29 protein-coding genes are annotated in these 25163 nt (G+C 62.8%); 25 read left to right on the top strand and 4 right to left on the bottom strand.

Translation table 11 applies throughout. From position 1 onward, the window contains the following. Positions 1-209: 209 nt before the first annotated feature. The 3 genes from AC4PTT_RS14720 to AC4PTT_RS14710 all read left to right on the top strand — a co-directional run bounded on the left by AC4PTT_RS14720 (position 210) and on the right by AC4PTT_RS14710 (position 3362). Positions 210-2000, top strand: coding sequence for a sensor histidine kinase (locus tag AC4PTT_RS14720; protein ID WP_297557992.1), 1791 nt, complete (start codon positions 210-212; stop codon positions 1998-2000). Continuing rightward, a complete protein-coding gene (locus tag AC4PTT_RS14715) occupies positions 1975-2916 on the top strand; it encodes a peptidoglycan-binding domain-containing protein (RefSeq protein WP_492161530.1) in 942 nt (313 codons plus the stop codon). Before AC4PTT_RS14720 ends, AC4PTT_RS14715 begins: the two co-directional genes overlap by 26 nt. A 98-nt stretch (positions 2917-3014) precedes the next feature. Next, the gene (locus AC4PTT_RS14710; RefSeq protein WP_113154602.1) at positions 3015-3362 is read left to right on the top strand and encodes a DUF1491 family protein; all 348 of its coding nucleotides are present in this window, start codon (positions 3015-3017) and stop codon (positions 3360-3362) included. On the opposite strand, the gene AC4PTT_RS14705 is transcribed toward AC4PTT_RS14710, so the two are convergent. Next, a complete protein-coding gene (locus AC4PTT_RS14705; RefSeq protein WP_492161529.1) occupies positions 3338-4165 on the bottom strand; it encodes a hypothetical protein in 828 nt (275 codons plus the stop codon). The two genes, AC4PTT_RS14710 and AC4PTT_RS14705, sit on opposite strands and share 25 nt — an antisense overlap. A 322-nt stretch (positions 4166-4487) precedes the next feature. On the opposite strand from AC4PTT_RS14705, the gene AC4PTT_RS14700 reads away from it, so the two are divergent. After that, positions 4488-4679, top strand: coding sequence for a hypothetical protein (locus AC4PTT_RS14700; RefSeq protein WP_492161528.1), 192 nt, complete (start codon positions 4488-4490; stop codon positions 4677-4679). 146 nt (positions 4680-4825) lie between these two features. Here AC4PTT_RS14700 and AC4PTT_RS14695 read toward each other — a convergent pair whose 3' ends face one another. From AC4PTT_RS14695 to AC4PTT_RS14685, 3 genes are all read right to left on the bottom strand, one after another. Further along, positions 4826-5269, bottom strand: a complete 444-nt coding sequence (locus AC4PTT_RS14695; RefSeq protein ID WP_492161527.1) for a DUF1254 domain-containing protein — start codon at positions 5267-5269, stop codon at positions 4826-4828. Positions 5270-5360: 91 nt separating this feature from the next. Beyond that, positions 5361-5945, bottom strand: coding sequence for a DUF1214 domain-containing protein (locus tag AC4PTT_RS14690; RefSeq protein ID WP_492161526.1), 585 nt, complete (start codon positions 5943-5945; stop codon positions 5361-5363). An 85-nt stretch (positions 5946-6030) separates the two neighbouring features. Further along, positions 6031-8178 carry a transglycosylase domain-containing protein gene (locus AC4PTT_RS14685; protein ID WP_492161525.1) on the bottom strand — a complete coding sequence of 716 codons (2148 nt, stop codon included), beginning with the start codon at positions 8176-8178 and terminating at the stop codon, positions 6031-6033. 343 nt (positions 8179-8521) lie between these two features. Between AC4PTT_RS14685 and AC4PTT_RS14680 the strand changes: the two genes are divergently transcribed. From AC4PTT_RS14680 to AC4PTT_RS14580, 21 genes are all read left to right on the top strand, one after another. Beyond that, on the top strand, positions 8522-8995 hold the full coding sequence (locus tag AC4PTT_RS14680; protein ID WP_492161524.1) for a hypothetical protein: 474 nt from the start codon (positions 8522-8524) through the stop codon (positions 8993-8995). Then, positions 8928-10226, top strand: a complete 1299-nt coding sequence (locus AC4PTT_RS14675) for a DNA-packaging protein (protein WP_492161523.1) — start codon at positions 8928-8930, stop codon at positions 10224-10226. The genes AC4PTT_RS14680 and AC4PTT_RS14675 overlap by 68 nt, the downstream gene beginning before the upstream one ends. A 33-nt stretch (positions 10227-10259) precedes the next feature. Next, entirely contained in the window at positions 10260-11429 is a 1170-nt protein-coding gene (locus tag AC4PTT_RS14670) for a phage portal protein (RefSeq protein WP_492161522.1), read from the top strand. Further along, the gene (locus tag AC4PTT_RS14665; protein WP_492162626.1) at positions 11410-11781 is read left to right on the top strand and encodes a hypothetical protein; all 372 of its coding nucleotides are present in this window, start codon (positions 11410-11412) and stop codon (positions 11779-11781) included. Before AC4PTT_RS14670 ends, AC4PTT_RS14665 begins: the two co-directional genes overlap by 20 nt. 449 nt (positions 11782-12230) lie before the next feature. After that, entirely contained in the window at positions 12231-12512 is a 282-nt protein-coding gene (locus tag AC4PTT_RS14660; protein ID WP_162742257.1) for a hypothetical protein, read from the top strand. A gap of 507 nt (positions 12513-13019) precedes the next feature. Next, positions 13020-13427 (top strand): hypothetical protein, encoded by a 408-nt coding sequence (locus tag AC4PTT_RS14655; RefSeq protein ID WP_206547300.1) that lies wholly within the window; start codon positions 13020-13022, stop codon positions 13425-13427. Between the two features lie 157 nt (positions 13428-13584). Further along, entirely contained in the window at positions 13585-13944 is a 360-nt protein-coding gene (locus tag AC4PTT_RS14650; RefSeq protein WP_206547301.1) for a DUF6107 family protein, read from the top strand. Positions 13945-13947: 3 nt separating this feature from the next. Next, a complete protein-coding gene (locus tag AC4PTT_RS14645) occupies positions 13948-14631 on the top strand; it encodes an HK97 family phage prohead protease (RefSeq protein ID WP_317089025.1) in 684 nt (227 codons plus the stop codon). A 10-nt stretch (positions 14632-14641) separates the two neighbouring features. Next, the gene (locus AC4PTT_RS14640) at positions 14642-15898 is read left to right on the top strand and encodes a phage major capsid protein (protein ID WP_206547302.1); all 1257 of its coding nucleotides are present in this window, start codon (positions 14642-14644) and stop codon (positions 15896-15898) included. Positions 15899-15973: 75 nt separating this feature from the next. Beyond that, complete coding sequence (locus tag AC4PTT_RS14635; protein WP_492161521.1) at positions 15974-16543, top strand: head-tail connector protein; 570 nt, start codon at positions 15974-15976, stop codon at positions 16541-16543. After that, positions 16543-16878 (top strand): phage head closure protein, encoded by a 336-nt coding sequence (locus AC4PTT_RS14630; protein WP_492161520.1) that lies wholly within the window; start codon positions 16543-16545, stop codon positions 16876-16878. Before AC4PTT_RS14635 ends, AC4PTT_RS14630 begins: the two co-directional genes overlap by 1 nt. Continuing rightward, complete coding sequence (locus tag AC4PTT_RS14625; RefSeq protein WP_206547305.1) at positions 16875-17039, top strand: hypothetical protein; 165 nt, start codon at positions 16875-16877, stop codon at positions 17037-17039. Before AC4PTT_RS14630 ends, AC4PTT_RS14625 begins: the two co-directional genes overlap by 4 nt. Next, on the top strand, positions 17020-17427 hold the full coding sequence (locus AC4PTT_RS14620) for a DUF3168 domain-containing protein (protein WP_492161519.1): 408 nt from the start codon (positions 17020-17022) through the stop codon (positions 17425-17427). The genes AC4PTT_RS14625 and AC4PTT_RS14620 overlap by 20 nt, the downstream gene beginning before the upstream one ends. A 28-nt stretch (positions 17428-17455) precedes the next feature. After that, positions 17456-17872: a phage major tail protein, TP901-1 family gene (locus tag AC4PTT_RS14615; RefSeq protein WP_297557965.1), complete on the top strand. Its 417-nt coding sequence runs from the start codon at positions 17456-17458 to the stop codon at positions 17870-17872. Then, positions 17869-18207 (top strand): gene transfer agent family protein, encoded by a 339-nt coding sequence (locus tag AC4PTT_RS14610; protein ID WP_492161518.1) that lies wholly within the window; start codon positions 17869-17871, stop codon positions 18205-18207. The genes AC4PTT_RS14615 and AC4PTT_RS14610 overlap by 4 nt, the downstream gene beginning before the upstream one ends. Then, complete coding sequence (locus AC4PTT_RS14605; protein WP_317089021.1) at positions 18204-18422, top strand: rcc01693 family protein; 219 nt, start codon at positions 18204-18206, stop codon at positions 18420-18422. Before AC4PTT_RS14610 ends, AC4PTT_RS14605 begins: the two co-directional genes overlap by 4 nt. A 197-nt stretch (positions 18423-18619) precedes the next feature. Beyond that, positions 18620-19174, top strand: a complete 555-nt coding sequence (locus tag AC4PTT_RS14600; protein ID WP_206547310.1) for a phage tail tape measure protein — start codon at positions 18620-18622, stop codon at positions 19172-19174. Positions 19175-19191: 17 nt separating this feature from the next. Next, positions 19192-19833 (top strand): phage distal tail protein, Rcc01695 family, encoded by a 642-nt coding sequence (locus tag AC4PTT_RS14595; RefSeq protein ID WP_492161517.1) that lies wholly within the window; start codon positions 19192-19194, stop codon positions 19831-19833. Then, on the top strand, positions 19830-20720 hold the full coding sequence (locus AC4PTT_RS14590; RefSeq protein WP_492161516.1) for a phage/gene transfer agent baseplate hub protein: 891 nt from the start codon (positions 19830-19832) through the stop codon (positions 20718-20720). The genes AC4PTT_RS14595 and AC4PTT_RS14590 overlap by 4 nt, the downstream gene beginning before the upstream one ends. After that, positions 20720-21193 carry an NlpC/P60 family protein gene (locus tag AC4PTT_RS14585; protein WP_492162616.1) on the top strand — a complete coding sequence of 158 codons (474 nt, stop codon included), beginning with the start codon at positions 20720-20722 and terminating at the stop codon, positions 21191-21193. The genes AC4PTT_RS14590 and AC4PTT_RS14585 overlap by 1 nt, the downstream gene beginning before the upstream one ends. A 6-nt stretch (positions 21194-21199) precedes the next feature. Next, a complete protein-coding gene (locus tag AC4PTT_RS14580) occupies positions 21200-25159 on the top strand; it encodes a baseplate multidomain protein megatron (RefSeq protein WP_492161515.1) in 3960 nt (1319 codons plus the stop codon). Positions 25160-25163: the final 4 nt, after the last annotated feature.

Below are 25163 nucleotides of genomic sequence, written 5' to 3'. Positions count from 1 at the left end.
CCTGTTTTTCTGGAGGGCGGGGAGCTGCGTATTTTGTTCAGGCGGCGTTAACCATGACGACATTCAGCCGGCTTTCTACTGCTAGAAATCGGCGTTTTGCGGCCTGAGGCGGCCGTTTCACCGCTGCGCTTATCCTTTCCTTAAACGCTCGGTGCGAGTCTCCTCAGGAACAAGAACCCGCCGAACGGACCAAACAAGAGCGCGTCGAGTTGAGTTCACGAGTATCTCCATATCCGGAGTGGCTGGCAGCCGTTTCGGCAGCATTTGAAGGGCTGATCCATCCGAGTGTCGAGCAGGGGCCCGAACGCTCGCATCAGCTCAGGCTTGCTGCCGTTCTGTTTGCCGCTCCCTTTCTGTTTGCAGGCGCTGCGGCGCAGCTTCTTGCCGCGACGGTTGGCTTTGCCCAGACGCTGGCGCTGGCGAGCGCCGTGTTCGCCGCGAGCTGGCTGACGGCTGCCCTGCTTCTGGCAACCGGACGGCGCAGGCTCGTCGAAGCCGGCGCGCTTGTCATGGCTGTTCCGGCTGTTGCGGCGCTGATCGCGATTGCCGGCGGGGTTTCCTCGCCGATGACGCTGCTGGCCGGGGCGCTGGCCGCAGAATGCTACTGGATTGCCCGGACCCGTCGCGCGGCGATGACCGGCGCTTTCGCCGGTGCGGTCGCGGTGGCGCTCTCCTTCGGCGCAGGCACTCTTGGTTTTGGTGGTCTGCCTTCCGTGACGCCTTCGGCTGCACAATGGCTCGTGCCGCTCATCTACGTTGCAACGCTTGGCCTTCGCTTCACCGTGAAAGAGCCGGCGCGTGCGGACGCGGATGCGGCTCCCGAAGCCTCCGGCATTGAAGAGCGCATGAGCGCAGTGCTGCTTCGCGTGAACCGTTCCGGCGATGTGATGCACGCATCCAGCCAGGCTGAAACTCTTCTGAACGTGCGTTCGGACATTCTTCTCGGCAATGGTTTCTTCCAGCGCATTCATGTGGCCGACCGCGTCGCCTATCTGTGCGCCGTCTCCGATATCAATGAAGGCGCCGAGGCGCGTACGATCAGCATGCGCCTGCGCATGCCGGTGGAACAGGGTGCACTGCGCGCACCCGGTTACCGCCAGTTCGGTGTCGAACTCCTGTCGGCAGCCGGCGAGGGCGGGGCCGTTGTCATTCTGCGCGATGAAGCCGGCATGGCCGAGCTGGAGCATGATCTGGCGAGCGCCCGCGAAGAGGCGCGTGTGGCGAAGGTAGAGAGCAAGCGCATGTTGGCTGCCGTCAGCCACGAACTGCGCACGCCGCTGAATGCCATTCTGGGCTTCTCCGACACACTTCTTTCGGAGATTTTCGGGCAGCTTTCCAACGAGAAGCAGCGCGAATATGTGCGGCTGATCAATGAGGCTGGCGGTCATCTTCTCTCGGTGGTGAACTCGACGCTGGAGATCTCCAAGCTTGAGGCCGGCACCTACACGCTTCATCCCGAGGCCTTCCGCTTCAGCGAAGTGGTGGACCCGAGTGTTGCCTTCGTTCAGGGTGATGCATCGGCGCGGTCCATCGACATCGAGGTCGCCATTGCCGACTCGGTTGGCGTGGTCTATTGCGACCGGCGCGCCGTGCAGCAGGTGCTGATCAATCTCCTGTCGAATGCGGTCAAATTCTCGCATGCGAACGGCAAGGTAAGCGTTTTGGCCGAGCGTTCAGGAAACCGGCTGGACTTCAGCGTTTCCGACAATGGCGTGGGCATCGCAGCTGCCGATCTGGAGCGGATTGGCGAGCCGTTTGCCCAGGTGCGCACCGACGAGACGCGGCATGTGGAAGGGACGGGCCTCGGCCTCGCACTGGCGAAAGGGCTTGTCGGCCTTCAGGGCGGTGGCATGACCATCGACAGCGCCCCCGGCGAGGGCACGCGGGTGAGCATTTCCCTGCCGGTCGGCGTCGGCGAGGACAAGGATCAGAATACCGGCAACGGCAAACCGGCGATTGACGATGAGTGGAGCGATGAAGAATACCGCAAGACGGCCTGAACCGGAGGTCACCTTTGGAACCCTGCTGCGCGCCGGTGCGGCCGGTGCAGGGATGGCCATCGCCCGCAACCCGATTGCGGTTGGCGGGGCGACGGCCTTCGCCGTGGCGTTTTCCTTCGTTTCTGCAAATGCGCTCTGGTATCAGCCGCATTTCCACGCCGGCGCGCTGATCTCGACGCGCGAACCCGTCTTCGTTGAAACGACGCCTGCGCCGACTTTCCCGGCTGCGGTGCAGGAAACGCCAAGCCAGGCGCCGCGCCAGATCGCGCCTGACCGGGACACGACCGGTGCGATACCGGTGCAGCGGCCCGATGTTCTTCAGGGCGGCGATCCGGTCGTGCGCAAGGTGCAGAAGGTTCTGGAAGACCTCGGCCTCTATCACGGCACGATTGACGGTCTGCAGGGCGCGGCCACCCGCACGGCAATCGGCAATTATCGGCGCATCGTGGGGCTGGATTCCAATCCGGTCGTCGATGAGGCGCTGCTGCGCCAGTTGGGGCTCTCGAACGCTACGTCTGCAACGGAGCAGGCTCCGGGCACGCCCTCGGTCGTGCAAACCCCGACAGTCGTACCAATCCCGACGCCCCGGCCCGCCTATCAGCCGCAGGCAGCGCAAGCGCAGCCCGCAATGGCCACAAGGCCGCAGACGGCGAGCGTTCCGGTTCCCGCCGCCGAAGTGCCGCAGCCGCGCGTGCAGACCGCAGCGCTGGAAGCGGTTGAGGCCGATCCCACCATCATGCGGGTTCAGGCGGGCCTGAAAGCCTTCGGCAATGATGCGATCACGGTGGATGGCATCCTCGGCCAGGACACGCAGACGGCGATCCGGGAGTTTCAGAGCCTGTTCGGCCTACCGGTCACCGGTCGCCCTGATGACACTTTCCTTGCCAAGATGCGCGAAGTTGGCCTGACCAATTGACGGGCCAGGCCGGCCCTTGCACAGGGCCGGTGCGCGTGGGATTACCCCTGCCATCTGTTTTGCACGGCTGAAACTGCGGCGAGGAGGCCGATGCGCCTATGCGTTTGACCAGCGATTTCTGGGTCTCTGCCCTGACCAAGAGGCTGTTTGCGGAGGGCGGTTTTGCAACCGTCCTGCAAAAGGGCGCGCGCGAAGCCGGCACAATCTACATTCTGTTGCGTAACAGGCTTGGCGAGCAGGCGCTCTATGGTCCGGCCGCACAGGCGGTTTACGACGAGGCGCGTCCCAATGAACGCCGCTTTGCACTGATCGTGCAGAATGACGAAGAGGCGATTGAGAAACGCCTTGAACGCGAGCGGCGGTTCGATCCGGATTTCTGGCTAGTGGAAATCGAGGTCATGAACCTCGATGAGGCGGAGCGCTATTTCGAGATTGCCACCGGCTGATCTGCATGGCCCGGCGCGCTTGTGCCGTCCCGCCAGCCCTGCAGCCTGTATCGTGCATCGTCAGCGGAAAGCGCCCGGTAACGCTCCAGAAAAAAGCCGATGGCGCTTCGCTGCGAGAACAGTTTTGGAAACACGGCTGCGGTCAGGAGAAATGCCTCTGCATCCTCAAAGCCGAGCGCTTTGAGAACAACAATCAGTTCGCCATAGGTGGGGAAACCCGTGATCTCGCGAGCGGCATCTGAAGAAATTCCCAGAAGTTCCGTGAGCGCGGCTTCAAAGGTCCCGCTTTCACTCGAGAAGACGGCTTTGCGCAGTATCGCACTGGCAGTGTCGACCGTCGGTAGGGGCTTTTCGATGCGTTGGCGGGCTGCCGGGGCCTGTGTGTTGGCTGCGCTCATGATGAGGCGCAGGCGATCACGGACATCAGCCTCGCTGGCGCTTCCGGCGGACGGTGCGGTCTGCTCATCATCATGCGCCTGCGCCGACAGTGCGCGCACGAGTGCGGCAATGGCCGGGTTGAGATGCGCGCGACGGCCGATGACCCGCGCGTGGGGCTGCCCGTGCCGCGCGATCAGGCCGATGAGATCGACATCCGAGAGGGCGGGCGAGCGGACCAGAAGGGGCGCGCAGATTTCCGCAGGCTCGTCGGTCAGCCTGCGCAGGAGCCCGGGGGGCGGCGTTGCGAAATCGGATAGGACCGCGGCGGCGTAGCGGCGGGTCTCTGCGGCGATCAGCGGATAGAGCGGCAGGGCGAGGTCGTCCAGTTGCGCAATTTCGCGTTTGGTCGGTCGCGTCAGCGACACGAAAGCGGATATGGCAGCACGGAACAGGCGCTCCGGTCTATGCGCTTCCCCGCCCGAAGCCAGTTGCCTGAATACAGCGGATGACACGCAGACCTAAACCTCCAGAAACACGAATGGTTACATGAAACGCCATCGGGCGGACGCGCCAATGCCCGATGCCTGGTTAGAATTACACGAATTCCCTTAGCAAGCTGTTAACCGGTTTCTTTAGAGTTCCGTTCAGAAACGGATTGTCAGGGGTAACGAAACCTTAACCATGTGCTGCCTTACTCAGTAACGGAGGCGTTGCGTACCACTCCGTCACAGAAAGGGACGCGATGTCATGGCAACGATATTGAGCTTCGTAGCAGCAGCAAAAAAGAGTTCGGCAAATGTGCCGAGGCAGCGCCGTTCGGACGCCGCGATCATCATCTTTCCCGGCGTGCGCTATGAGCAGCATCCGGATATGGGGCCGGAAGACGACAACGGTGGCAACCATCCGAAAAGCGTCGGCCGGCGTGTGACAAAACGCTAGAGCATTTCCGATTTTCGTCGAATCGCAAAAACGCTTTCATTCATTGTTCTTGTGCAATTCCGGACGGAAAATCGGCTCCCACTTTTCCTGGAATTGCTCTGGCCAAACAGGCGGACCGGAGAGCGGGCCTGAGCGCGCGCGTGAACTCAGAGTGCTGAGCAGCGCAGTTCCTGAAAGAAACGCTCGACTGTGGCGCGCCAGCTCTTATCTGGTTGGAAGACCCGCACGACAACTATGCCTTCGTCCAGATCGGTCTGGGCAATGAGTGAGGTGCTCACCATCTCAGGCATTTCCTTGCGCAACTCCAGAAGTTGCGGTGCGTTCATGATCAGCGCATCGAGTTTTCCATTCTCGGCGCCGCGGTCGTTTACATTGAAAACATTGATTCCGTCGCGGTCGTAGACTGAGAAAGACCAGAAGGGCACGCGGGTTTCTGCGCTGAGCCAGGTCATGCCGTTTTCGAGATCGAACCGGCAGGCAGCCTCCTCAAGAAATGGATTCTGCTTCTCTGCGAGCAGCGCGTTGACATCGTCCTTGCCGAGGCGCGTGAATGTGTAAAGGTCCTGCTTTGCGGCGAGCGCGGACCACATGTCCCGTTCCGAATAGGCGGGTAGCAGAAACAGGATGGCGAGATGGACGGCGGCTGCGCCGAAGAGGCCGAGAAGGACAAGGTGCGCAAATCTAAGCATCGCAGCCCGTCCGCATGATGACCGGAAGCCGGGTTTCGCCAACGCTGGACTCGGTAAACAGCGGGGTATCGACCAGCGTCAGAACGATGCGCATGGGGCCGGGGCCCGTGGTGGCGATCCAGTTGTCCGGATGGGCATGTGGCGAAACCATGATGCGCAGCGGGTTGTTTCGCCGCCAGACCAGGGACTGTGAGTGGAGTGCGGATGTAAACCGCGCCGGCGCGGGCAGGGGGCGACGTTCAAGATCCGTCAGGTGCAGGGTGAAGAACCGGGTGGGCGGCATGTCGCCACGGATCATATAGCTGCATTCGCGCAGAAGCGGACGGCCCAGACTGTCCTGAGTGGCGGTGATTACGATGCCTTCTGCGTTTCCGAGCGCAAGCGTGCCCAGGCGAGCGCTGCGCGCACGTGCATAGGGATCGGCGTCGCTGGTGCCTTCATTGGGAAATGTAACCCAGGGACCGATTTCACGCGAACCGATTGTGCGGGTGGATTCCAGCGCAAGCCATGCCGTGCCGGCACCGCCGCCAAGGGCGATGAGCAGAACCACTGCCACCTGGAAAACAGACTTCAGCATGTGATGCCCGACAAAAAACGGAGGGCCCCGGATAGCCTGATTTCAACCGCAGGTTCAAGAGGTTTGAAGTGTGCCGGGCCGGGCATTACAGGGCGGTGACTGTTTCAAGAGCGCTTTGATTTTTGAGGCTCGGAGCTTTTTTGAAGTCCCCGGCCAGCTCCCTGAGGAAACGGGATGTGCGCGATGAAAGAGCGAGCGGCAGGTCTTCGCGCTTGCGGCTGGCGCCCTCCGCGCCTTCGATGGCGACCAGCTCTTCGCCTGTTTCGATACGCATGGGGCCTTCGATGCCGGGCAGCGACTTGATCTCCACATTCTGGTGGGCGAAGGTCATCATGCGCTGCCAGACCATGGCGGGCAGGGAGCCGCCGGTCATGCGGCGCGTGGGGTGGAAATCGTCATTGCCGAGCCAGACTGCGGCGACATAATTGCCCGTATAGCCCACATACCAGCCATCCCGATAGGACTGGGTGGTGCCCGTCTTGCCGGCTGAGCGCGTCATGGGAAGCGCGGCGCGGCGACCCGTGCCCTGTTCAGGGACAAGGATGAGCATCTGGTTCATGGACGCCGCTGCCTTTTCGGACAGAACCCGGCGCGGCGGTGAGGCATCGCGGCCATGGTCGTAGAGCAGCCGGGCCGAATGAGTCGATAATTGCGAGATGCCAAACCGGGTGTCGGCGTAGCCGCCATTGGCGAAAACAGAATAGCCGGTTGCCTGATCGAGCGTGGTCATGCCGGAGGTGCCGAGCACCATGGTCTTGTGACCGTTGAGCGGGGATTCGATGCCAAATGACTTGATCAGCGCGATGATCGGGTCGATGCCCAGATGATCGCGCGCCAGGCGAACCGGCACCGTGTTGTAGGATTTGATGAGGGCGCGCGTAAGGGTGACGCGGCCGGCATAGCTGCGCCCGTAATTGCGGGGTGACCAGCTGCCCCATGAGATGGGGCCGTCTGAAATGAGGGAATCGGGCTCGAATCCGTTTTCCATCGCGACGGCGTAAACATAGGGCTTGAAGGACGAGCCGGTCTGGCGCTCAGCCTTGGTGGCGCGGTTGAACTGGCTTGCGCCATAGTCGCGTCCGCCCACGATGGCGCGCACGGCTCCGTTCGTGTCCATGAGCGTGATGGCGCCTTCGGAGACATCGTAATCCTTGCCGTACTGGCGCAGATGGAATTCCAGCGATTCCTCGGCCGCCTTCTGCAGATCCGGGTCAAGCGTGGTGCGGGCGACGAGCGAATGGGTTGTGCCATTGGGAATGACGCGTTTGACCTCCTCGAACGCCCAGTCGAGGAAGTAATCGGGGGCTTCCGCGCCATCGCGATCGACGGCAGTGGCCGGCTGCAAACGGGCCGACAGGACCTGCCCTTCGCTCATGAAACCGGCCTGCACCATATTGGTGAGCACTTCATTGGCGCGCGCACGCGCGGCTGGCAGGTTGACATGCGGTGCGTAGCGGGCCGGAGCCTTGAAGAGGCCGGCAATCATGGCGGCCTCGGCGAGGCTCATATCCTTGACCTGTTTGTCGAAATAGAAATCGGCCGCTGCTGAAATGCCGAATGTGCCGCCGCCGAGATAGGAACGGTCGAGATAGTATTGCAGGATTTCCGACTTGGAGAGGTTCATCTCCAGCCAGACGGACAGGAAGGCTTCCTTGACCTTGCGTTCCAGCGTGCGCTCATTGGTCAGAAACAGGTTCTTGGCAAGCTGCTGTGTGAGCGTGGAGCCGCCCTGAACGACGGAATTGGCGCGGACATTTTCGGTGAAGGCGCGGGCAAGCCCCAGGAAGTCGATGCCGAAATGCTCGAAGAAGCGGCGATCCTCGGTGGCGAGAATGGCCTTGATGACGTGATCGGGCATCTCGTCGACAGGCACGGAATCGAGCTGGATGATGCCGCGCTGTCCGATTTCGTTGCCGTAGCGGTCCAGAAAGGTGACGGCGTAATCGTCCTGGGCGCGCCAGTCTCCGGCGGTCTCCTCGAAGGCCGGCAAGGCGAGCCCCAGCATGACGACAGAGCCGACGGCGGCGAGGGTGACGCCTTCGCTAAACAGTTCCACCGTTGCGCGTTTGAAACCGTAAACGCGAAAGCGACGGGAGAAGATTGTTATGCTTTCCCAGATTTCGGCGAGCTTGAACCCCGCCTCGTAGAGCGTTGAATCGATCCATGCATCGAGCGCCAGAAGTCTGGTCGCCCGGGGAGCCTTCGTCTGCCGTTTTTCGCGCGGCTTATTCACCCAACCTCCGTCCGGCCATTTGCGGCCAACCCGATCACATCCGCGCCATTGGATTATGTGCCGAGAATGGTCCTGCAGTGTGACGCATTTATGATATCCACCCTAGCGCGAATTTGTGTAAATTTCGCCGAATTTCAACGTTTTCTGCAAGTGAAATCCGGCATGATGGCTAACGCCGGGGCAGGCTATGTCAAAATATAGGAAAAAATTCTTGACACCGTAACGGCCCGCTGATAGGTTTCAGGCATGGTCGCAAAGTTGCGGCATCGGGGCGGGTCTTCTGGCGAAGGCGCGCCTTTTTGTTTCCGAAAATGGATGGCGATCTCATGAGGGGCTCTCGGGCATGACGGTTTCGGCCGATCTGATGGCCCTGCGCGCGCTTTGTGAGGGCGCGCCGGCCTCGTTTGAGCTCTTGGCGCTGGCCAGTGGCCGCTCGGAGAGGCTGTTGCGCAAGCGCGCGCAGACGGAAGGGTGGAAGACGCGGGATGGCGTCCAGCCCCGCGGCTGCGGGAACCGGGCAGAGGTTCTGACGGGGCTGATCTTCACGGAGCTCGAGCGGACGATTGAGCGCGGCGTGCGCGATGACGCCTATGACAAGGCGCGGATCGATGCGCTGGGCTCGATGCTCAAGATGGTTGAGAAGATGCGTGAAAACGCTGCCGGTGAGCAGGATGCGGATGCAGAGCAGGCTCCAAGCGATGAAGACATGGCCGCCGCACTCGAACGCATCGACGAACGCATTCGCAGCCTTGCCGAAGAACTGGCGGGAGGGCTGGGCGCGGGCGAACCTTCAAAAGCGGTTGGCGCTGGCGATTGAGCGGGAATGGCTGGCCTCGGCGCGGCTTGCGCAATATCCGCTTGGCGCGATTTTCGACAGCTGGCTGGTGATGGGCGGACGCGGCGCGGGCAAGACCCGGCTGGGGGCTGAATGGGTCAACGCGCTGGTGCGCGGTCTGCCGCCCTTTTCCGGCGGGCGGCGCTATGGGCGGCTGGCGCTGATCGGTGAGACGCTGACCGATGCGCGCGAGGTGATGGTGGAGGGGCCGTCGGGTGTGCTTGCCGTGTCGCGGGGTGCGCGCCCGCGTTTCGAGGCAAGCCGCAGGCGCATCGTGTGGGAGAATGGCGCGGTGGCGCATCTGTTCTCGGCAGAGGATCCAGACAGTCTGCGTGGACCGCAATTCGATGCCGCCTGGTGCGATGAGTTGGCCAAATGGCGGTTGGCGGATGCGACGTTCGACATGCTGCAATTCGGACTGCGGCTTGGCGAGCGGCCAAGGCAGCTTTTGACAACAACACCGCGACCGATCCCGCTGATCCGCCGGCTGATGGACGATCCGCATGTGACGGTGACGCGGATGCGTACGGACGAAAACCGGGACAATCTGGCGCCGGGCTTCATCCGGGCGATCCGCCAGCGCTATGCGGGCACGCGGCTGGGGCGGCAGGAGCTTGACGGCGAGCTGATCGAGGACCGGCCTGACGCTTTGTGGACACGGGCAATGCTGGAGGCGGCGGGTTGCGCCGAACAGGCGGGAGACTTGAGGCGCATTGTGGTGGCGGTCGATCCGCCGGCTGCTTCGGGCCGTCGCTCGGACGCCTGCGGGCTGGTGGCGGCGGGGCTCGATGCGGCGGGCCATGGCGTGGTGCTGTGCGATGAGACGGTGAAGGGCGCAAAGCCACAGGAATGGGCGGCGCGCGCGGTAGCGCTTTATCGCCGGCTCGGTGCCGACTGTCTGGTGGCGGAGGTGAACCAGGGCGGCGAGATGGTGGCGACGGTGATCGCCACGGTTGACGCGAGCGTGCCGGTGAAGGCGGTGCGGGCAACACGCGGCAAGTGGCTGCGGGCGGAGCCGGTGGCGGCGCTTTATGAACAGGGAAGGGTGCGCCACGCGGAGCGTTTTCCGGCACTTGAGGACGAGATGTGCGATTTCGGCCTCGACGGTCTCTCGGGCGGGCACTCACCGGACCGGGTGGATGCGCTGGTCTGGGCGCTGAGTGAACTGATGCTTTCGAACCGGCGGGAGCCGCGTGTGCGCGCGCTCGGCTGAGGCAGACAAAGAAACACAGATCGGGAAAATCACATGGCTTGGTATTGGCCCTGGGCAAGGCGTCCGGGAGGTGCTGACGCGCCGGTTGAAACCAAACAGATGCATGCCGGCGGTTTCGTCGCGCTGCACCGGGAGGCGGAGGCGCGGTTTTCGCGGCGCGACTATGCTGCGATGTCGCGCGAGGGGTTTATGGCCAACCCGATTGCGCATCGCGCCGTGCGGCTTGTCGCGGAGGCGGCGGCGGCGATCCCGTGGCTGCTTTATGAAGGCGCGCGGGAGCACGACGCGCATCCGGTGCTGGAGTTGATGGCGCGGCCCAACCAGCGCCAGGCCGGTAGCGGCTTCATGGAGGCGCTTTACGGGCATCTGCTTCTGTCGGGCAATGCCTATCTGCGCATGCTGGAAACGGGTACGGGCACGTGCGAACTGCATCTATTGCGGCCGGACCGCGTGTCGGTGGTGGCGGATGCGGGCGGCTGGCCGGTGGCGCTGGACTACCGCGAGGGCAAGGCGCGCGAGCGTGTGCCGCTGGAGGCGGGGGCCGCGCTGCAACTCACCCTCTTTCATCCGCTCGACGATCATTATGGTTTCGCGCCGCTGGGCGCGGCGCTGATGGCGCTCGACACGCACAATCAGGCGGCGCGCTGGAACAAGGCGCTACTCGACAATTCGGCGCGGCCTTCGGGCGCGCTGGTCTATGCCCCGAAGGAGGGCGGGAACCTTTCCGACGACCAGTTCGACCGGCTGAAGGTGGAGCTGGAACAGGGCTATGCGGGCGCCGCGCGCGCCGGACGACCGTTGCTTCTGGAGGGCGGGCTCGACTGGAAGGCGATGAGCCTTTCGCCGCGCGACATGGACTTCATGGCGGCGAAGAATGGGGCTGCCCGCGACATCGCGCTGGCGCTCGGCGTGCCGCCCATGCTGCTCGGCATTCCCGGCGACAACACCTATGCCAATTATCAGGAGGCGAACCGGGCCTTTTACCGTCTGACCGTGTTGCCGCTTGTGGGGCGGGTGGCGAAGGAGTTCTCCGCCTGGCTCCAGCCGGTGTTCGGCGCTGGGGTGCGGCTCTGGTACGACGCGGACGGCATTGAGGGACTGGCCGCCGAGCGCGAGGCGCTGTGGAGCCGGGTGGGCGCAGCCGACTTCCTGAGCGACGATGAGAAACGCCGGGCCGTGGGCTATGGCCCGCGCGGCGAGTGAGGCGAACTCAGAAGCAAACGGCAGCAAACCAATCTACGAACTCCATGAGATGAACGAGGTGTTTGAGTATGCCGTGGGCATTCTGAAGGAGGCGTCGGCACAAGATGTCGATCATCGATTGGTGATGGCCATCGTCTACATGGAGACCACGCATGGGTACTATGATCGGCTGCACCCTCGGCCCAAGACGGTTTTGCCGATGAATGTCCATGTGTCATATTGGTCCGGCTTTGGCTGGAGCCGGGAAGATCTACAGGTTCCGGCGACCAATATTCGAGCCGGAGTGACTTTGCTGAAGCGTATATCAGAGCGGGTGAGGGAGCCTACGGTTGCAAAGGTAGCAACGCTGTAGAACAATCTGTCAGCAGAGCAGGTTTCAGGTTATGGGGCTCGTGTTCAGAAAATCTATGAAGAAGAACCGTGGTGGGATTTGTAGAAATATTTCTTTTGGGAAAATTTTAATATTTTCCCTTATTATATCTGTTTTTATATCTATTTATATTGTTTATATAGCCCTAGATCATAATCCTCAATCTTCATATTGTGCTTCATACGAAGGTTTTGATTGTAGATTTGGGGCTGGTTTTATTTTTATTTTTGATTTGGTGCCGAAATCGGATTTTATAGATTGGGGGAATTTATTTTTATTGGCCTTGTCATGGTTCTTTGCTTCGTTGTTAATTTTATTCATCGTTAGTTCTATGGTTTTGTGCCTCGTGCGGTATTTTCTCCGGCACACGTAGGGCAATGCCTTGATTGCCTCCCTTACGGGGACCGCAGAACAAGGCCGGGAGAAAGACAGTGTCTGTTCCAGACGCTTTTACTCGCATGGCGCGCCATATGCATGCCGATGTGGAGCTTGTCGTTCGATCTGATGACGAGTTGCCAGCCTATCTCGCTCGGTCCTTGACCGCGCAAGAAAAGGAAATTGCATCCGGTTTTATCGAACGGTTGCTGGCGGACGGGCTGAACGATGAGGATTTGGTGAAAATCTGGTCAGAAACGGGCTCTGATTGCTACCTTCGCAAAGGGTATGCGGAGCTTTTTTATCGGGAGCTCCTTGAGGCACTGCGTGCCGGGTAGATTGGCGATGACGAGGTGAGTGATGGAAGTTCCCGAGGTTTTTGCCGCCTGGCTGAAGGGATGAATCTCGCAATGGAACTTTCCGGCGATGATCGGGAGGCGCCGTGGAGCCGGATGGGCGGCGCGGATCGACAAGCGCCACGTCCAACATACGCGGTGAAATACTTTATTTCGAGGCTGTTGCACGACAGGCGCGTAATCGATTTCAGGAGCTCACCCGTGGGGCGGTTCCCCATTTTAATCCTCTCTGGGGACGCAGGTGGTTGCTGAAAGAGCTCTTTCGAAACGGGTACAGATTTGAGCGCAATGCCAAAAGTGGAGATGGTGTGATCTACCGCAACCAGCATACCGGCGAGGTGTTCGCATCATGGCAAGCCTCCGGGAGAATTTCCGCACTAAAGTTGACGCGAAAATCCTTTCAAAATTCTACTAAAGGTATAGGATGAGGGGTGACCTCAAGGAGCAGCCGCACACACCCGTTCCTGACACCGATTGAGGCAGCGACCCATGAATATGATCGATGAAATCGGTGCAAGGATTCTGGCTTCGCTTGAGGAAAGCTGGGAGGACAATGTCTTTACTCTCATCAACACGGTGTACCATCCGCCTTCAAGCGCAGATTTGATCGAATACTGCAGTGCGATCAGAGATTTGAAGCAGAGAGAGCTCGTCAGTTTCTCGTGGAGGATACTCAGTCCCGGTGACTGTCCGAGTTTAACTGAAAGCGAGACCAGCGCCCTGCTGGATTCGTTGGAGGACTGGTTTGTGCTGGGCGGAGACGGAAACTGGACATGTGGTAAGGGCGAAATTTGTACCACCGTCATTCCGCAACTTTTTATCGGCGAAGGCGGTGGAGCTGAACTGGCCGAAAAACTGGTCCATGATCGCGGGTTCGAATGGTGGATTCATGAATGATGAACATTGCGAACCGCGCGAAGTGAGCGCGGTGCGTGGTTCGACAGGCTCACCATGAGGGCTGTCTGTTGTCTGCCGTCTGGCGTTTGGAGGCCGGGTAGGCAGCCGGGCATTTGAGCCCGGATATTTGAACAAGATCCCGAACGAGGATTTTCTGATGACCGACATGACCCATGCGGGCTGGATATGGCTCGCAAAGGGGGCTGGCGCTGTGGCCGGCTCCGCGATTTCGCTTGCCTATATCCTGCCGAGCCACCGGCGTGATGCGGCGATCCGCTTTGCGGTTGGCGTGGCTTGCGGGATGGTTTTCGGCGGGGCGACGGGGCTGAAACTGGCCGAGATCCTGGAACTGACGGAGCGGCTGGGAGCGGCGGAAACCATGCTGATGGGCGCGGCGGTGGCAAGCCTCTGCGCGTGGAGCGCCATCGGTCTGGCGCTGCGTTATCTCCATGCGCGCCCGGTCGGGGCGCTGCCGCAGGAGAGGCATGATCGTCTTCGCGAACAGAAAGGACGCTAGAGGATGCACGCAAAGAGCGCGCCGATGCCCGACGAGCGCAAATATGCCGGGCTCGACATCGAAACGGTGCAGGCGGACGGAACCTTCTCCGGCTATGCGAGCCTGTTCGGGCGGGTCGACCTTGGCCGCGACGCGGTGGAGCGGGGCGCGTTTGCGCGCTCGCTTGAAAAGCGCGGGGCGGCAGGGGTGCGGATGCTGTTTCAGCATGATCCGAACCAGCCCATCGGCACCTGGGACGAGCTGCGCGAGGACGCGCGGGGGCTTCTGGTGCGCGGGCGGCTGGCGCTTGGCGTCGCCAGGGCGCGGGAGGTCTGGGAGCTGATGCGCGACCGGGCGCTCGACGGGCTTTCCATCGGCTTTCGCACGGTGAAGGCGAAGACGGAGGCGAAGACAGGCGTACGCCGTATCGTGGAGGCCGATCTCTGGGAGATTTCCGTGGTCACCTTTCCCATGCTGCCGGAGGCGCGTGTGGACGAGGTGAAGGCGGAGGGAAGGGGCGCGCCACTGCCCACGGCGCGCGCATTTGAGCGATGGCTGACGCGGGATGCCGGCCTGACGCGGCGCGAGGCCCGGGTGGTGATCGCCAAGGGCTTTGGCGCCTTGAGACGCGAGCGGGACGCTGCGCGGGGCTTTGATGACGGGCTGGCGGCGACAATTCGCCAGGCGGCCCGGATGTTCAACGATTGAGGATCAGGAAATGACGGCAGGACTGGCAAAACGCGCGCCCGAGGTGAAGTCGGCGCTCGACGAAGGTGACGTGACGGGTGCGTTTCATGAATTCATGAACGCGTTCGAGGCGTTCAAGGAAGCCAATGACGAGAAGCTGAAACAGATCGAGACGCGCAGCGCCGATGTGGTGACGGTGGACAAGGTGGAGCGCATCTCGCGGGCGCTTGATGAGCAGAAGCAGGCGCTGGACACGCTGGTGCTGAAGAAGACGCGGCCGGTGCTGGGGCGTGGCGGCGGCGCAGCGCTTCAGGATCTGGAGCGCAAACAGGCCTTCGACGCCTATATGCGCTCGGGTGACGAGCGCGCCATGCGCTCGCTTGAAGAGAAGGCGATGTCCTACGGCTCTGCGCCGGATGGCGGTTATCTGGTGCCCGATGAGACGGAAGCGGCCATTGGCGCACGGCTGGCAGAGCTCTCGCCGATCCGTTCCATCGCCACGGTGCGGCAGGTTTCGAGCGCGGTACTGAAAAAGCCCTTTGCGGTGACCGGTCCGGCGGTGGGCTGGGTTGCCGAAACGGCGGCGCGCCCGGAGACGGCGACGGGTACGCTGGACGAGCTGCAGTTTCCCACGGCCGAGCTCTACGCCATGCCGGCGGCAACGGCGATGCTGCTCGACGATGCGGTGGTCGATCTGGACCAGTGGATTGCAAGCGAGGTGGAAACCGCTTTTGCCGAGCAGGAAGGCGCGGCCTTCATCAATGGTGACGGGGTCAACAAGCCGAAGGGCTTTCTGAGCTATGCGCGGGTGGCCAATGCCACCTGGAGCTGGGGCAATGTCGGTTACAATGTGACGGGCGCCGCAGGCGCGCTGCCGGCAACGGATTCCTCGGATGTGCTGATCGACCTGGTCTATGCGCTGAAGGCGGGCTACCGCCAGAACGCGAGCTGGGTGATGAACCGCAAGACGCAGGCGACACTGCGCAAGCTGAAGGATGCGGACGGCAATTATATGTGGCAGCCGCCGGCGACGCCCGGCAGCCGCGCCATGCTGATGGGCTTCCCGCTGGTGGAGGCCGAGGACATGCCCGACATCGGCGCGGACGCGACGCCCATCGCCTTCGGTGACTTCCGCCGCTTCTACCTGGTGGTGGACCGCGCGGGCGTGCGGGTGCTGCGCGACCCGTATTCCGCCAAACCCTATGTGCTGTTCTACACGACCAAGCGCGTCGGCGGCGGCATTCAGGACTTCGATGCGGTCAAGCTGCTGAAATTCGGCACGGTTTAGCCCTCCCTCGATGACCATGCCGATGCGGCCCCGGAATGCGTTCCGGGGCCGTTTTCTTTGAACGGGAGTTTTTACATGACGCTTTTCCGAACGGTTGATCCGCTGGTCGAGCCGGTGACGCTTGCCGAAGCAAAGGCGCATCTGAGGGTCGGTCATGCCAGCGAGGATGCGCTCATCGAAGGGCTGATCCGCGCCGCGCGCGCGGAGGTGGAGAAGGCGACGGGAGAGGCGCTGATCGACCAGTCCTGGCGGCTGACGCTGGATGACTGGCCGCAGGGCGCAATCGTGTTTTTGAACCGGACGCCGGTGCGGCAGGTGTTTTCGGTGACCGTGTTCGACGGCAATGGCGCGGCTTCGGTGGTTGATCCGGCGGGCTATCAGCTCGACGCGCATGCGCAGCCGGCCCGGCTGGCGTTTCGCGACCGACCGCTTCCGGGACGCCGGTTGAACGGCATCGAAATCGATTTCAGGGCTGGTTATGGCGAGGCGGGCACGGATGTGCCGGACCTTTTGCGCCGGGCCATTCTGCTTCTCGTCGCGCACTGGTTTGAGTTCCGCGCCTCGTTCGGGGTCGAGGATCAACCTGTTTCGCTGCCGGCGGGCTATCAGCGCCTCGTGAACCGCTATCGGACGCCGAGGCTGTGATGCGGGTGCAATTCATCGACCCCGGCGCATTTCGAACTGAACTCAGTTTGCAAAGCGCCACGCTGACGCCCGACGGGGCGGGCGGTCACACCGAGAGCTGGAGCGAGATAGCGACGGTTTTCGGGTTCATTGAACCAGTGCGGGCGTCAGCGCCTTTTGGCGCAGCGCAGAACCATGAGCGGGTGACGCATCGCATCACGCTGCGGTTTCGGCCGGGTGTTGCGGGGGGCATGCGGTTTTTGAGGGCCGGTCGGATCTTCCGGATTGTCACGGCGCACGATCCTGACGAGATCGGGCGCTATCTGGTGTGTCTCGCCGAGGAGGAGCCGTCATGAAGACGAGCATGAAACTGACCGGCGAGGGCCTGACACGCGCGCTGCGGCGGCTGGCGCATCGGGCAGCCGAGGCGGGGGACGAGGCGCGGCGCAAGGCGCGGGCAAAGGAAAAGACGCGGGCCGAAGACAGGGAGCGTGCCGATGACCGACGCCGCACTTGAACTGCAAAAGGCGGTGTTTGGGGCACTGGCTGCGAATGCGGCGCTTGTGAGCGCGCTGGGCGGGCGCAAGTTCCATGACCTGGCTCCGGCGCGCACCGCCTATCCCTATGTGACGTTCGGCCCGGCAAGCACGCATGACTGGAGCACCGATACGGAAGAGGGCGACGAGCACTTCTTCACGATCAATGTCTGGTCGAACGGCAAGGGGCGGAGCGAAGCGCTGCAATTGATGGGGCTGATCGAGACGGCTCTGGCCGCGCTGCCGGCGGCAATCACGCCTTATGTTCTGGTCAATCTGCGCCGCGAGAGCAGAGAAATCCGCTTTGACGAAGATCTCGCCGCCTATCACGGGCTGATGCGCTTTCGCGCCGTGACCGAGCCCGCGTGAGACATCAACACATTCCTGGAGGACAAGCATGGTGGCCAAGAAGGGCAAGGACCTGCTCCTGAAACTCGACACGAGCGGGGCGGGGGCTTTCACGACTGTGGCGGGGCTGCGCGCCAAGCGCCTCGCCTTCAACAGCGAGACGGTGGACGTGACGGATGCGGATTCGGCTGGCCGCTGGCGCGAACTGCTCGCCGGCAGCGGCGTGCAGCGGGCGGCAATCAGCGGGTCGGGCATTTTCAAGGACAGCGTGTCAGATGGCGCGATCCGCAGTCGCTTTTTCGCAGGCGAGATCGCCAGCTGGCAATTGGCGATCCCCGATTTCGGCGTGGTGGCGGGGCCGTTTCAAATCACGGCGCTGGAATATAGTGGCAATCATGATGGCGAGGTGACCTTTGAGATTGCGCTGGAATCCGCCGGTGCGGTGAGCTTTGCGGTGGCCCCATGAGCAGCGTGAACAGAAGGCGCGGCGAAGTGGCGGCGCGCATCAATGGCAGGGATTACCGGCTGTGCCTGACGCTGGGTGCGCTGGCGGAACTCGAAGACGCCTTCGCTGCCGACGATCTGGGGGAACTGGCCGCGCGCTTTTCCAGCGGGCGTCTTTCGGCCCGGGACATGCTGCGCGTCATCGCTGCGGGACTGCGCGGCGGAGGTCATGCCATCAGCGACGAGGATGTGCGCTCCATGCGCTGCGATGAAGGGGCGGCGGGTTTTGCGCGCATCGTGAGCGCGCTCCTGACCGCCACCTTTGGCGGGGCGGAGGAGACGCCGGAAAACCCTTGAACGCCGCAGCAGCCCGCCCGAGGCCATTCCCCTGGAACGATGTGATGGGGTTCGCCTTCGGGGTGCTGCGGCTTTCACCCGATGCATTCTGGTCGATGACGCCACGCGAACTGAACTGCGCGCTGGAAGCCCTGTGCGGGGGCGGGGCGGGAGCGCCTGCCCGCAACGATCTCGACCGGCTGATGGAGCGGTTCCCCGACCGTGATCTCACCTGACTGCAAAACGCTCCAATTGTTTGATTTTGCGCAATTCCGGACGGAAAGCCGGTTCCCGCTTTTCGGGCCGATGCGGCAGAGCGCCGTGCGTCCATTCGGACGCACAAAGGACGCTCTACCCTGTTGAATCTGCGCATCGTGCTTTCCGAAAACCGGTTCCCGATTTTCGGGCCGATGCGCCAGGCGGAGACGATGCCTTGGAAGATGTGACCTTCGAAATTCGCGCGGACACCAGGCCTTTCGAGGCAGCGCTGGGTGATCTGGAAAAGCTGGCCGACGGTTTTGGCCGGCAGATGACCGGGGCGCTGAAGAGCGCGGTGGTGAGCGGCAAGTCGTTTGAGGATGTGCTGCGCAATATCGGCATGAACCTGGCGAGCATGGCGCTTTCACAGGCGCTTCAGCCCCTGGCGGCGCTCGGTTCCTCGCTGTTTTCCAGCGTGCTGGGCGGCATCATGCCTTTTGCGAAGGGCGGGGTGGTGCCGTTTGCGAGCGGCGGTGTTGTTTCCTCGCCCACCTATTTTCCCATGGGCGGCAATGTGGGGCTGATGGGCGAGGCCGGGGCGGAGGCGATCCTGCCATTGCAGCGCGGGGCGGATGGCCGTCTTGGCGTCGCCGCTGGCGGTGGCGGCGGCGCGGCGACCAGAATTGTCTTCAACGTGTCCACGCCTGACGCCGGGTCGTTTCGCAAGTCCGAAGCGCAGATCACCGGCATGCTGACCCGCGCCGTATCGCGCGGGGCACGGACGCTCTGAGCGCGGAAGGAAACAGCATGAATAGCTTTCACGACGTGCGGTTTCCGCTCGCGATCTCGTTCGGCGCGACGGGTGGGCCGGAGCGCCGAAACGAGATCGTGCAACTGGTCTCGGGACGCGAACAGCGCAATGCGCGGCAGGCGCTGGCGCGGCGCTATTACGACGCGGGGACGGGGCTTCGCTCGCTCGACGATGTGCATGCGGTTCTCGCCTTCTTCGAGGCGCGGCGCGGATCGCTGCACGGTTTCCGTTTTCGTGATCCGTTCGACATGAAGTCGTGTGCGCCTTCGGCGACGCCATCGGCGCTCGACCAGAGGGTCGGCACGGGTGATGGCGCGACGGCGCGGTTTGCGCTGACCAAGACCTATGGCGATGGAGAAGATGCGGTTGTGCGCCCGGTGACGCATCCGGTGGCGGAGACCGTTCTGGTCGCGGTGAACGGAACAGAGATGCAGACCTCGCTTGATTACGCCGTGGATGGCGAAACGGGCGAAGTGGTCTTTCAGCCGGGGGCGACGCCGGCCGATGGCGCGGTTGTGACGGCCGGCTTTGAATTCGATGTGCCGGTGCGCTTCGACATGGAGCGGCTCTCGGTAAGCCTGAGCGCCTTCAGGGCCGGGCAGATCCCAACCATACCGCTGGTGGAGATTTTCGCATGACGCAGACTGGTGACGCGCTGGCGGCGCATCTTGAGGGGGAAGCGACAAGCGTGTGCCATTGCTGGCGGCTGAGCCGAAGCGATGGGACTGTACTTGGCTTTACCGACCACGACAGGGATCTGGTGTGCGACGGAACGCTGTTTGCGCCGGAAAGCGGATTTACCGCGAGCGAGGCGAAATCGTCCTTTGGCCTGTCCGTCGACAGCGTCGATGTGGAAAGGGCGCTCTCGGCCATCGACATTTCGGAAGAGGATATTCTTTCCGGTCTTTATGACGGCGCGAAGGTCGAGACCCTGCTGGTGAACTGGCGCGATCCGGCAATGTTCAGGCGGGTGCGGGTTGCGGTGATCGGCAAGGTGACGCGGCGCGACGGGCATTTCATTGCCGAGCTGGAAAGCGAGAACTGGGCGCTTGATCAGCCAAACGGGCGCACGGTGCGACGCGACTGCGACGCCGAACTGGGCGACAGCGCCTGCAAGGTCAACCTTGCGGATGCGCACTTTGCGGGGACTGGAACGCTTGTGCGCGTGGAAGACGGCGGCGTCGTCATCGTTGATGGCATTGGCGGCTTTTCCGATGGCTGGTTCGACAATGGCGTTCTGACCTGGACCGGCGGGGCGCATGCGGGGCGTAAGGAGCGGATCGTCTCGCACGGCCGGGCGGGGGATACGGTTCGGCTTTCGCTGTGGCGCGAAGCGGCACTTGGCGGCGAGGCAGGCGATGCGTTCAGCATCGTTGCCGGTTGCGACAAGCGGTTTTCCACCTGCAGGGCCAAGTTCTCGAACGGAGTGAATTTTCGCGGTTTTCCGCATCTGCCGGGAGACGACGCGGCTTACGGCTATGTGAATGAAGAGGGCGTGTTCGATGGAAGGGCGCTGGTGAGATGATGCGCCACGATATCGGATGCGAGGCGGAACTGCGCGCAGCGATCCTGCGCGAAACGATGCGCTGGGTCGGCACGCCCTATCGCCATCAGGCAAGCCGCAGGGGCGTGGGGTGCGACTGCCTTGGCCTGCTGCGGGGCGTATGGCGTGAAGTTTATGGCTGCGAACCGGAAGATCCGGGCAGTTACAGCGCTGACTGGGCAGAGGCGTCGCGCGAGGAGCGCCTTCTTGCGGCGGCGCGCAGACACTGTGCCGAGAAGGAGACCGGAGCGCGCAGGCCCGGCGATCTCGTACTCTTCCGCTGGCGGGGCGGGCTGCCTGCAAAACATGTGGGCATTCTCAGCGGCGAGGATGCGTTTGTTCATGCCTATGAAGGCGGTGCGGTGACCGTTTCGGCGCTGGTGCCGCAATGGCGGCGAAGGATCGCCGGTGTCTTCGCGTTTCCCCTGCCTGTAACTGTTCAATCTGGAAAGTGAGAGCCGATGGCGACGATTGTTCTGCAGGCTGCGGGTGCGTTTCTCGGCGGCTTTCTCGGCCCTGTGGGCGTGACGCTTGGAACGGCTGCGGGCGCGCTGGCCGGCTATGTGGTTGACCGCGCATTGCTCGGTGGTCGGCAGCATTATGAAGGGCCGCGTCTTTCGGCGGCGCGTCCGTTTTCCGGAGAGGAGGGCGCGCCGCTGCCGAGGCTTTACGGCACGGTGCGCACCGGCGGCACGCTGATCTGGGCGACCCGTTTTGAGGAAACCAGCACGACCGAGCGCCAGGGCGGCAAGGGCGGCCCGAAAGTGACCACCTACAATTACTTCGCCAATGTGGCGTTTGCCCTTTGTGAAGGCGAAATCGCAGGCGTGCGGCGGATATGGGCGGATGGACGGGAGGTGGACCAGAGCAAGGTCAACATCCGCATCTATCGCGGGAGCGATGACCAGATGCCCGATCCGCTCATTGAAGCGAAGCAGGGGACCGGAAATGCGCCGGCCTACAGGGGAACGGCCTATGCGGTGATCGACCGCATGCCGATCGATGATTATGGGCGGCGCATTCCGCAGTTTCAGTTCGAGGTGATGCGTCCGGTGGGGGCATTGAACCCGTCCATCGGTTCTGTGGCGCTTATTCCCGGTTCGACCGAATTCGGACTTTCGCCGCAGGCGGTGAAGATTATGGAACGGCCGGGGCAGCATGTTCTGGTCAACCGGAACGCGCTATCCGCTGAAAGCGATCTTGAGGCGTCGCTGGATGAATTGCAGGCGCTGTTTCCAAATCTGAAGACGATCTCGCTGGTTGTGTCGTGGTTTGGCACGGACCTGCGCGCGGGGAACTGCCAGATCAAGCCCATGGTCGTCTCCCATGGCAATGAAGCGCTTCCGAACCCGTGGGGGCCGATCTGGGACATGATGGGCATCCACGCGACGTTCACCCGCCTTCTGTTCGGTAGTGAAGGCGCAAAATGGTGTGTATCGGGTGTCGAACGAAACGATGCGCAGATCGTGTCTTCGACCGAGGAGGGCGCGGCCTATGGCGGCACGCCTTCCGACAACACGGTGATTGCTGCGATCCGGGCGATCCGGGCGCGGGGGCTGAAGGTCTGGCTTTATCCGTTCGTGATGATGGATGTGCCTGCGGACAACAATCTGCCGGACCCGTTCGGTGGCCCCCGGCAGCCAGCCTATCCCTGGAGGGGGCGCGTGACCTCGTTTCCAGCACCGGGGCAACCGGCGAGCGCGGACAAGACAGCAGCGGCGGGCGCGCAGGTTCAGGCGCTTCTCGGCGCTGCGGCTCCTGCCGATTATGTGCGGGACGAGGCGACGATTGCCTTCAATGGCGCGCCGGGGGACTGGGGGTATCGACGCTTTCTCCTGCATTACGCGCATCTTGCGGCGGCTGCCGGCGGTGTCGACGGGTTTCTCATCGGTTCGGAACTGCGCGGCCTGACGCGGCTGCGCGACGGGACGGGCCAGTTTCCGTTTGTCGACGGTCTGCGGACGATGGCCAATGAGGTGCGCAGCCTGCTGGGGGCCGGGCCGACCATCACCTATGGCGCGGACTGGAGCGAGTATTTCGGCTACCAGCCGGCGGATGGCAGTGGCGATGTGCTGTTCAACCTCGATGCGCTGTGGGCGGAAGATGCGGTCGATGCGGTCGGCATCGACAATTACATGCCCCTGTCCGACTGGCGCGACGAGGATTACGCGGGCGCAAACCCGGACGGGTTTTCGGGGCCGTATGACATTGAGGGGCTGAAGGCCGGTATTACATCCGGTGAAGGGTTCGACTGGTATTATGCGAGTGAGGTGGACCGGGCGGCGCGGCGGCGCTCGCCGATAACGGATGGCGCTTACGGCAAGCCCTGGGTCTTTCGTTACAAGGATCTGGTGGGATGGTGGTCCAATCCGCATTTCGACCGCCTGGGCGGGACTGAGAAGCCGATGCCGACGGCATGGGTTCCTGCCTCGAAACCGATCATCTTCACGGAGATCGGTTGCCCTGCCGTCGACAAGGGGCCGAACCAGCCGAATGTGTTTCCCGACGCCAAATCGTCGGAAGGGGCGATACCCTATTTTTCCAGTGGCGGACGGTCTGACCTCGCGCAGCATCGTCTTTTGCAGGCGCATTATGCGCACTGGTCGCGTGCGGGGGCACACAATCCGGTTTCGTCTGTTTATCATGCACCGATGGTTTCGCCCGAGACGGCTTCGGTCTGGGCGTGGGATGCGCGTCCGTTTCCGGCCTTTCCGAACCGACGGGATGTGTGGGGCGATGGCGAGAGCTGGTCCTGCGGGCACTGGCTGAATGGCCGGGCAAGTGGTCTGGCCGTCGAGGATCTGATCAACGCCATTCTGGCCGATCATGATTTGCCGCCCGCCGAGACGGCGTCTGCGGATGGGACATTGACCGGCTATGTCGTGGCCAATCCTTCGACGGCGCGTGCAGCACTTGAGCCGATTACGGATCTATTTGGCATCGGCGCGCATGAACGCGCCGGGCAACTGGTGTTCCGGTCCATCGGTGCGGCGGTGAAGGACGCAAAGGAGATCGGCGATCTGGTGATCGAGGGCGATGCGCCGGTGTTTGAGCGTGTGCGTGATCCCGACCATGCTTTGCCGGCGCGGCTGCATGTCGATTATCGCGATGAGATGAAGGATCATCAGGCGTCTACGGCGGTGGCCGAGCATGTGGGCGCCAAGGGGCAGAAGACGCATTTCCTGAGCTTTCCGGGTGTTCTGGCGACGCCTGAGGCGCAGGCGCAGGCGACTGGCTGGCTGCTGCGACACTGGGCGGCGCGCGAGCAGGCGCAGTTCGCCCTGCCGCCTTCCGAAGGCGGGATCGAGCCGGGGTCGGTCGTCACGATACCGCAGGCGGCAGGGCAGACCCGATACCTCGTTACCGAGATCGAGGACGGAACCTTTCGCAGCGTGAAGGCGCGGCGGGTTCACGCAATTCCGACCCCGTCGGCAAAACCGCTTCCGCTGCCGCCCGGTGACGGCGCAGGAGCCAACAAAAGTGCGGCGTTTGCGCTTATGCTCGATCTGCCCTGGCAGCCGGGGATGCAGGGCGCACAGGATGCGCTACGCATCGCTGTCCATGCGCAGCCCTGGACACGGCACGTGGTGTTTTCTTCTCCGGAGGAAAGCGGGTTCGAAGTCCGGACGACCATTGAAAAGCGCGCCACGATGGGTTTCCTGCCGGAGGCGATTGAGGGCGTGTGCTCTGGCCGTCTCGACAGAGGGCGGAGCCTGACGGTGGACCTCCTGTCGGGTGCTCTTGAAGCGGTTTCGCGATCGCGGCTGCTCAATGGGGCCAATGCCGCTGCCGTTTTCAGCCAGAACGGGGCCTGGGAAATCCTGCAGTTCATGGACGCCGAGGAGATTGCGCCGTCCCGCTGGCGTCTGAGCGGGCTGTTGCGCGGGCAATTGGGCACAGAGGATGCGATGCGGGCCGGGGCGCCGCCGGGTGCGGGGTTCGTGCTGCTGGATCAGGCTGTGGTGAGTGCGGGGCTTCAAGCCGGCGAAATCGGTCTTGAGCGGACGTGGCGCATCGGACCTGCGGGCGAAGATTTTGGCAGTGACCGCTTCTTCCAGATGCGCGCATCGGGCGGAACGAGAGCGCTTCTGCCGCTCGCACCGGTTCATCTCAGGGCGCGGGCGTTGCCGAATGGCGACATTTCCATTTCCTGGATACGGCGCAGTCGCATCGATGGTGACAGCTGGCTGGGCGAGGACATCCTGCTTGGCGAGGCGAGCGAACAGTACCGTGTCGACATCGCCGGTGAGGGCGGGGCGGTGGTGCGCAGTGTTTCCTCAGCGGCAGCCGAGTGGGTTTATGAGGCGGCGCAGAGGGCTGCCGATTTTCCGGGTGCTGCGGGGCCCATCCATTTCACCGTGCGCCAGATCAGCGCTCAGGCCGGACCGGGAAACCCGGCCAGCATTGCAGTGACCGTTTGACCAT

This window comes from Nitratireductor sp. WH36-1 (assembly GCF_058725515.1).
The sequence above is the reverse complement of the archived record's forward strand: the minus strand, read 5'-3'. Positions and strand labels throughout refer to the sequence as shown.

What these genes read in the sequence shown, in the direction of transcription:
- AC4PTT_RS14670 (WP_492161522.1), top strand. Translation starts at nt 10,260, where the DNA reads ATGGCTTGGTATTGGCCCTGGGCAAGGCGTCCGGGAGGTGCTGACGCG.
- AC4PTT_RS14690 (WP_492161526.1), bottom strand. Translation starts at nt 5,945, where the DNA reads ATGCTGAAGTCTGTTTTCCAGGTGGCAGTGGTTCTGCTCATCGCCCTT.
- AC4PTT_RS14645 (WP_317089025.1), top strand. Translation starts at nt 13,948, where the DNA reads ATGCACGCAAAGAGCGCGCCGATGCCCGACGAGCGCAAATATGCCGGG.
- AC4PTT_RS14710 (WP_113154602.1), top strand. Translation starts at nt 3,015, where the DNA reads ATGCGTTTGACCAGCGATTTCTGGGTCTCTGCCCTGACCAAGAGGCTG.
- AC4PTT_RS14615 (WP_297557965.1), top strand. Translation starts at nt 17,456, where the DNA reads ATGGTGGCCAAGAAGGGCAAGGACCTGCTCCTGAAACTCGACACGAGC.
- AC4PTT_RS14630 (WP_492161520.1), top strand. Translation starts at nt 16,543, where the DNA reads ATGCGGGTGCAATTCATCGACCCCGGCGCATTTCGAACTGAACTCAGT.
- AC4PTT_RS14635 (WP_492161521.1), top strand. Translation starts at nt 15,974, where the DNA reads ATGACGCTTTTCCGAACGGTTGATCCGCTGGTCGAGCCGGTGACGCTT.
- AC4PTT_RS14680 (WP_492161524.1), top strand. Translation starts at nt 8,522, where the DNA reads ATGACGGTTTCGGCCGATCTGATGGCCCTGCGCGCGCTTTGTGAGGGC.
- AC4PTT_RS14625 (WP_206547305.1), top strand. Translation starts at nt 16,875, where the DNA reads ATGAAGACGAGCATGAAACTGACCGGCGAGGGCCTGACACGCGCGCTG.
- AC4PTT_RS14620 (WP_492161519.1), top strand. Translation starts at nt 17,020, where the DNA reads ATGACCGACGCCGCACTTGAACTGCAAAAGGCGGTGTTTGGGGCACTG.
- AC4PTT_RS14715 (WP_492161530.1), top strand. Translation starts at nt 1,975, where the DNA reads ATGAAGAATACCGCAAGACGGCCTGAACCGGAGGTCACCTTTGGAACC.
- AC4PTT_RS14665 (WP_492162626.1), top strand. Translation starts at nt 11,410, where the DNA reads ATGGCCCGCGCGGCGAGTGAGGCGAACTCAGAAGCAAACGGCAGCAAA.
- AC4PTT_RS14585 (WP_492162616.1), top strand. Translation starts at nt 20,720, where the DNA reads ATGCGCCACGATATCGGATGCGAGGCGGAACTGCGCGCAGCGATCCTG.
- AC4PTT_RS14610 (WP_492161518.1), top strand. Translation starts at nt 17,869, where the DNA reads ATGAGCAGCGTGAACAGAAGGCGCGGCGAAGTGGCGGCGCGCATCAAT.
- AC4PTT_RS14700 (WP_492161528.1), top strand. Translation starts at nt 4,488, where the DNA reads ATGGCAACGATATTGAGCTTCGTAGCAGCAGCAAAAAAGAGTTCGGCA.
- AC4PTT_RS14655 (WP_206547300.1), top strand. Translation starts at nt 13,020, where the DNA reads ATGAATATGATCGATGAAATCGGTGCAAGGATTCTGGCTTCGCTTGAG.
- AC4PTT_RS14595 (WP_492161517.1), top strand. Translation starts at nt 19,192, where the DNA reads ATGAATAGCTTTCACGACGTGCGGTTTCCGCTCGCGATCTCGTTCGGC.
- AC4PTT_RS14590 (WP_492161516.1), top strand. Translation starts at nt 19,830, where the DNA reads ATGACGCAGACTGGTGACGCGCTGGCGGCGCATCTTGAGGGGGAAGCG.
- AC4PTT_RS14650 (WP_206547301.1), top strand. Translation starts at nt 13,585, where the DNA reads ATGACCGACATGACCCATGCGGGCTGGATATGGCTCGCAAAGGGGGCT.
- AC4PTT_RS14640 (WP_206547302.1), top strand. Translation starts at nt 14,642, where the DNA reads ATGACGGCAGGACTGGCAAAACGCGCGCCCGAGGTGAAGTCGGCGCTC.
- AC4PTT_RS14695 (WP_492161527.1), bottom strand. Translation starts at nt 5,269, where the DNA reads ATGTGGTCCGCGCTCGCCGCAAAGCAGGACCTTTACACATTCACGCGC.
- AC4PTT_RS14580 (WP_492161515.1), top strand. Translation starts at nt 21,200, where the DNA reads ATGGCGACGATTGTTCTGCAGGCTGCGGGTGCGTTTCTCGGCGGCTTT.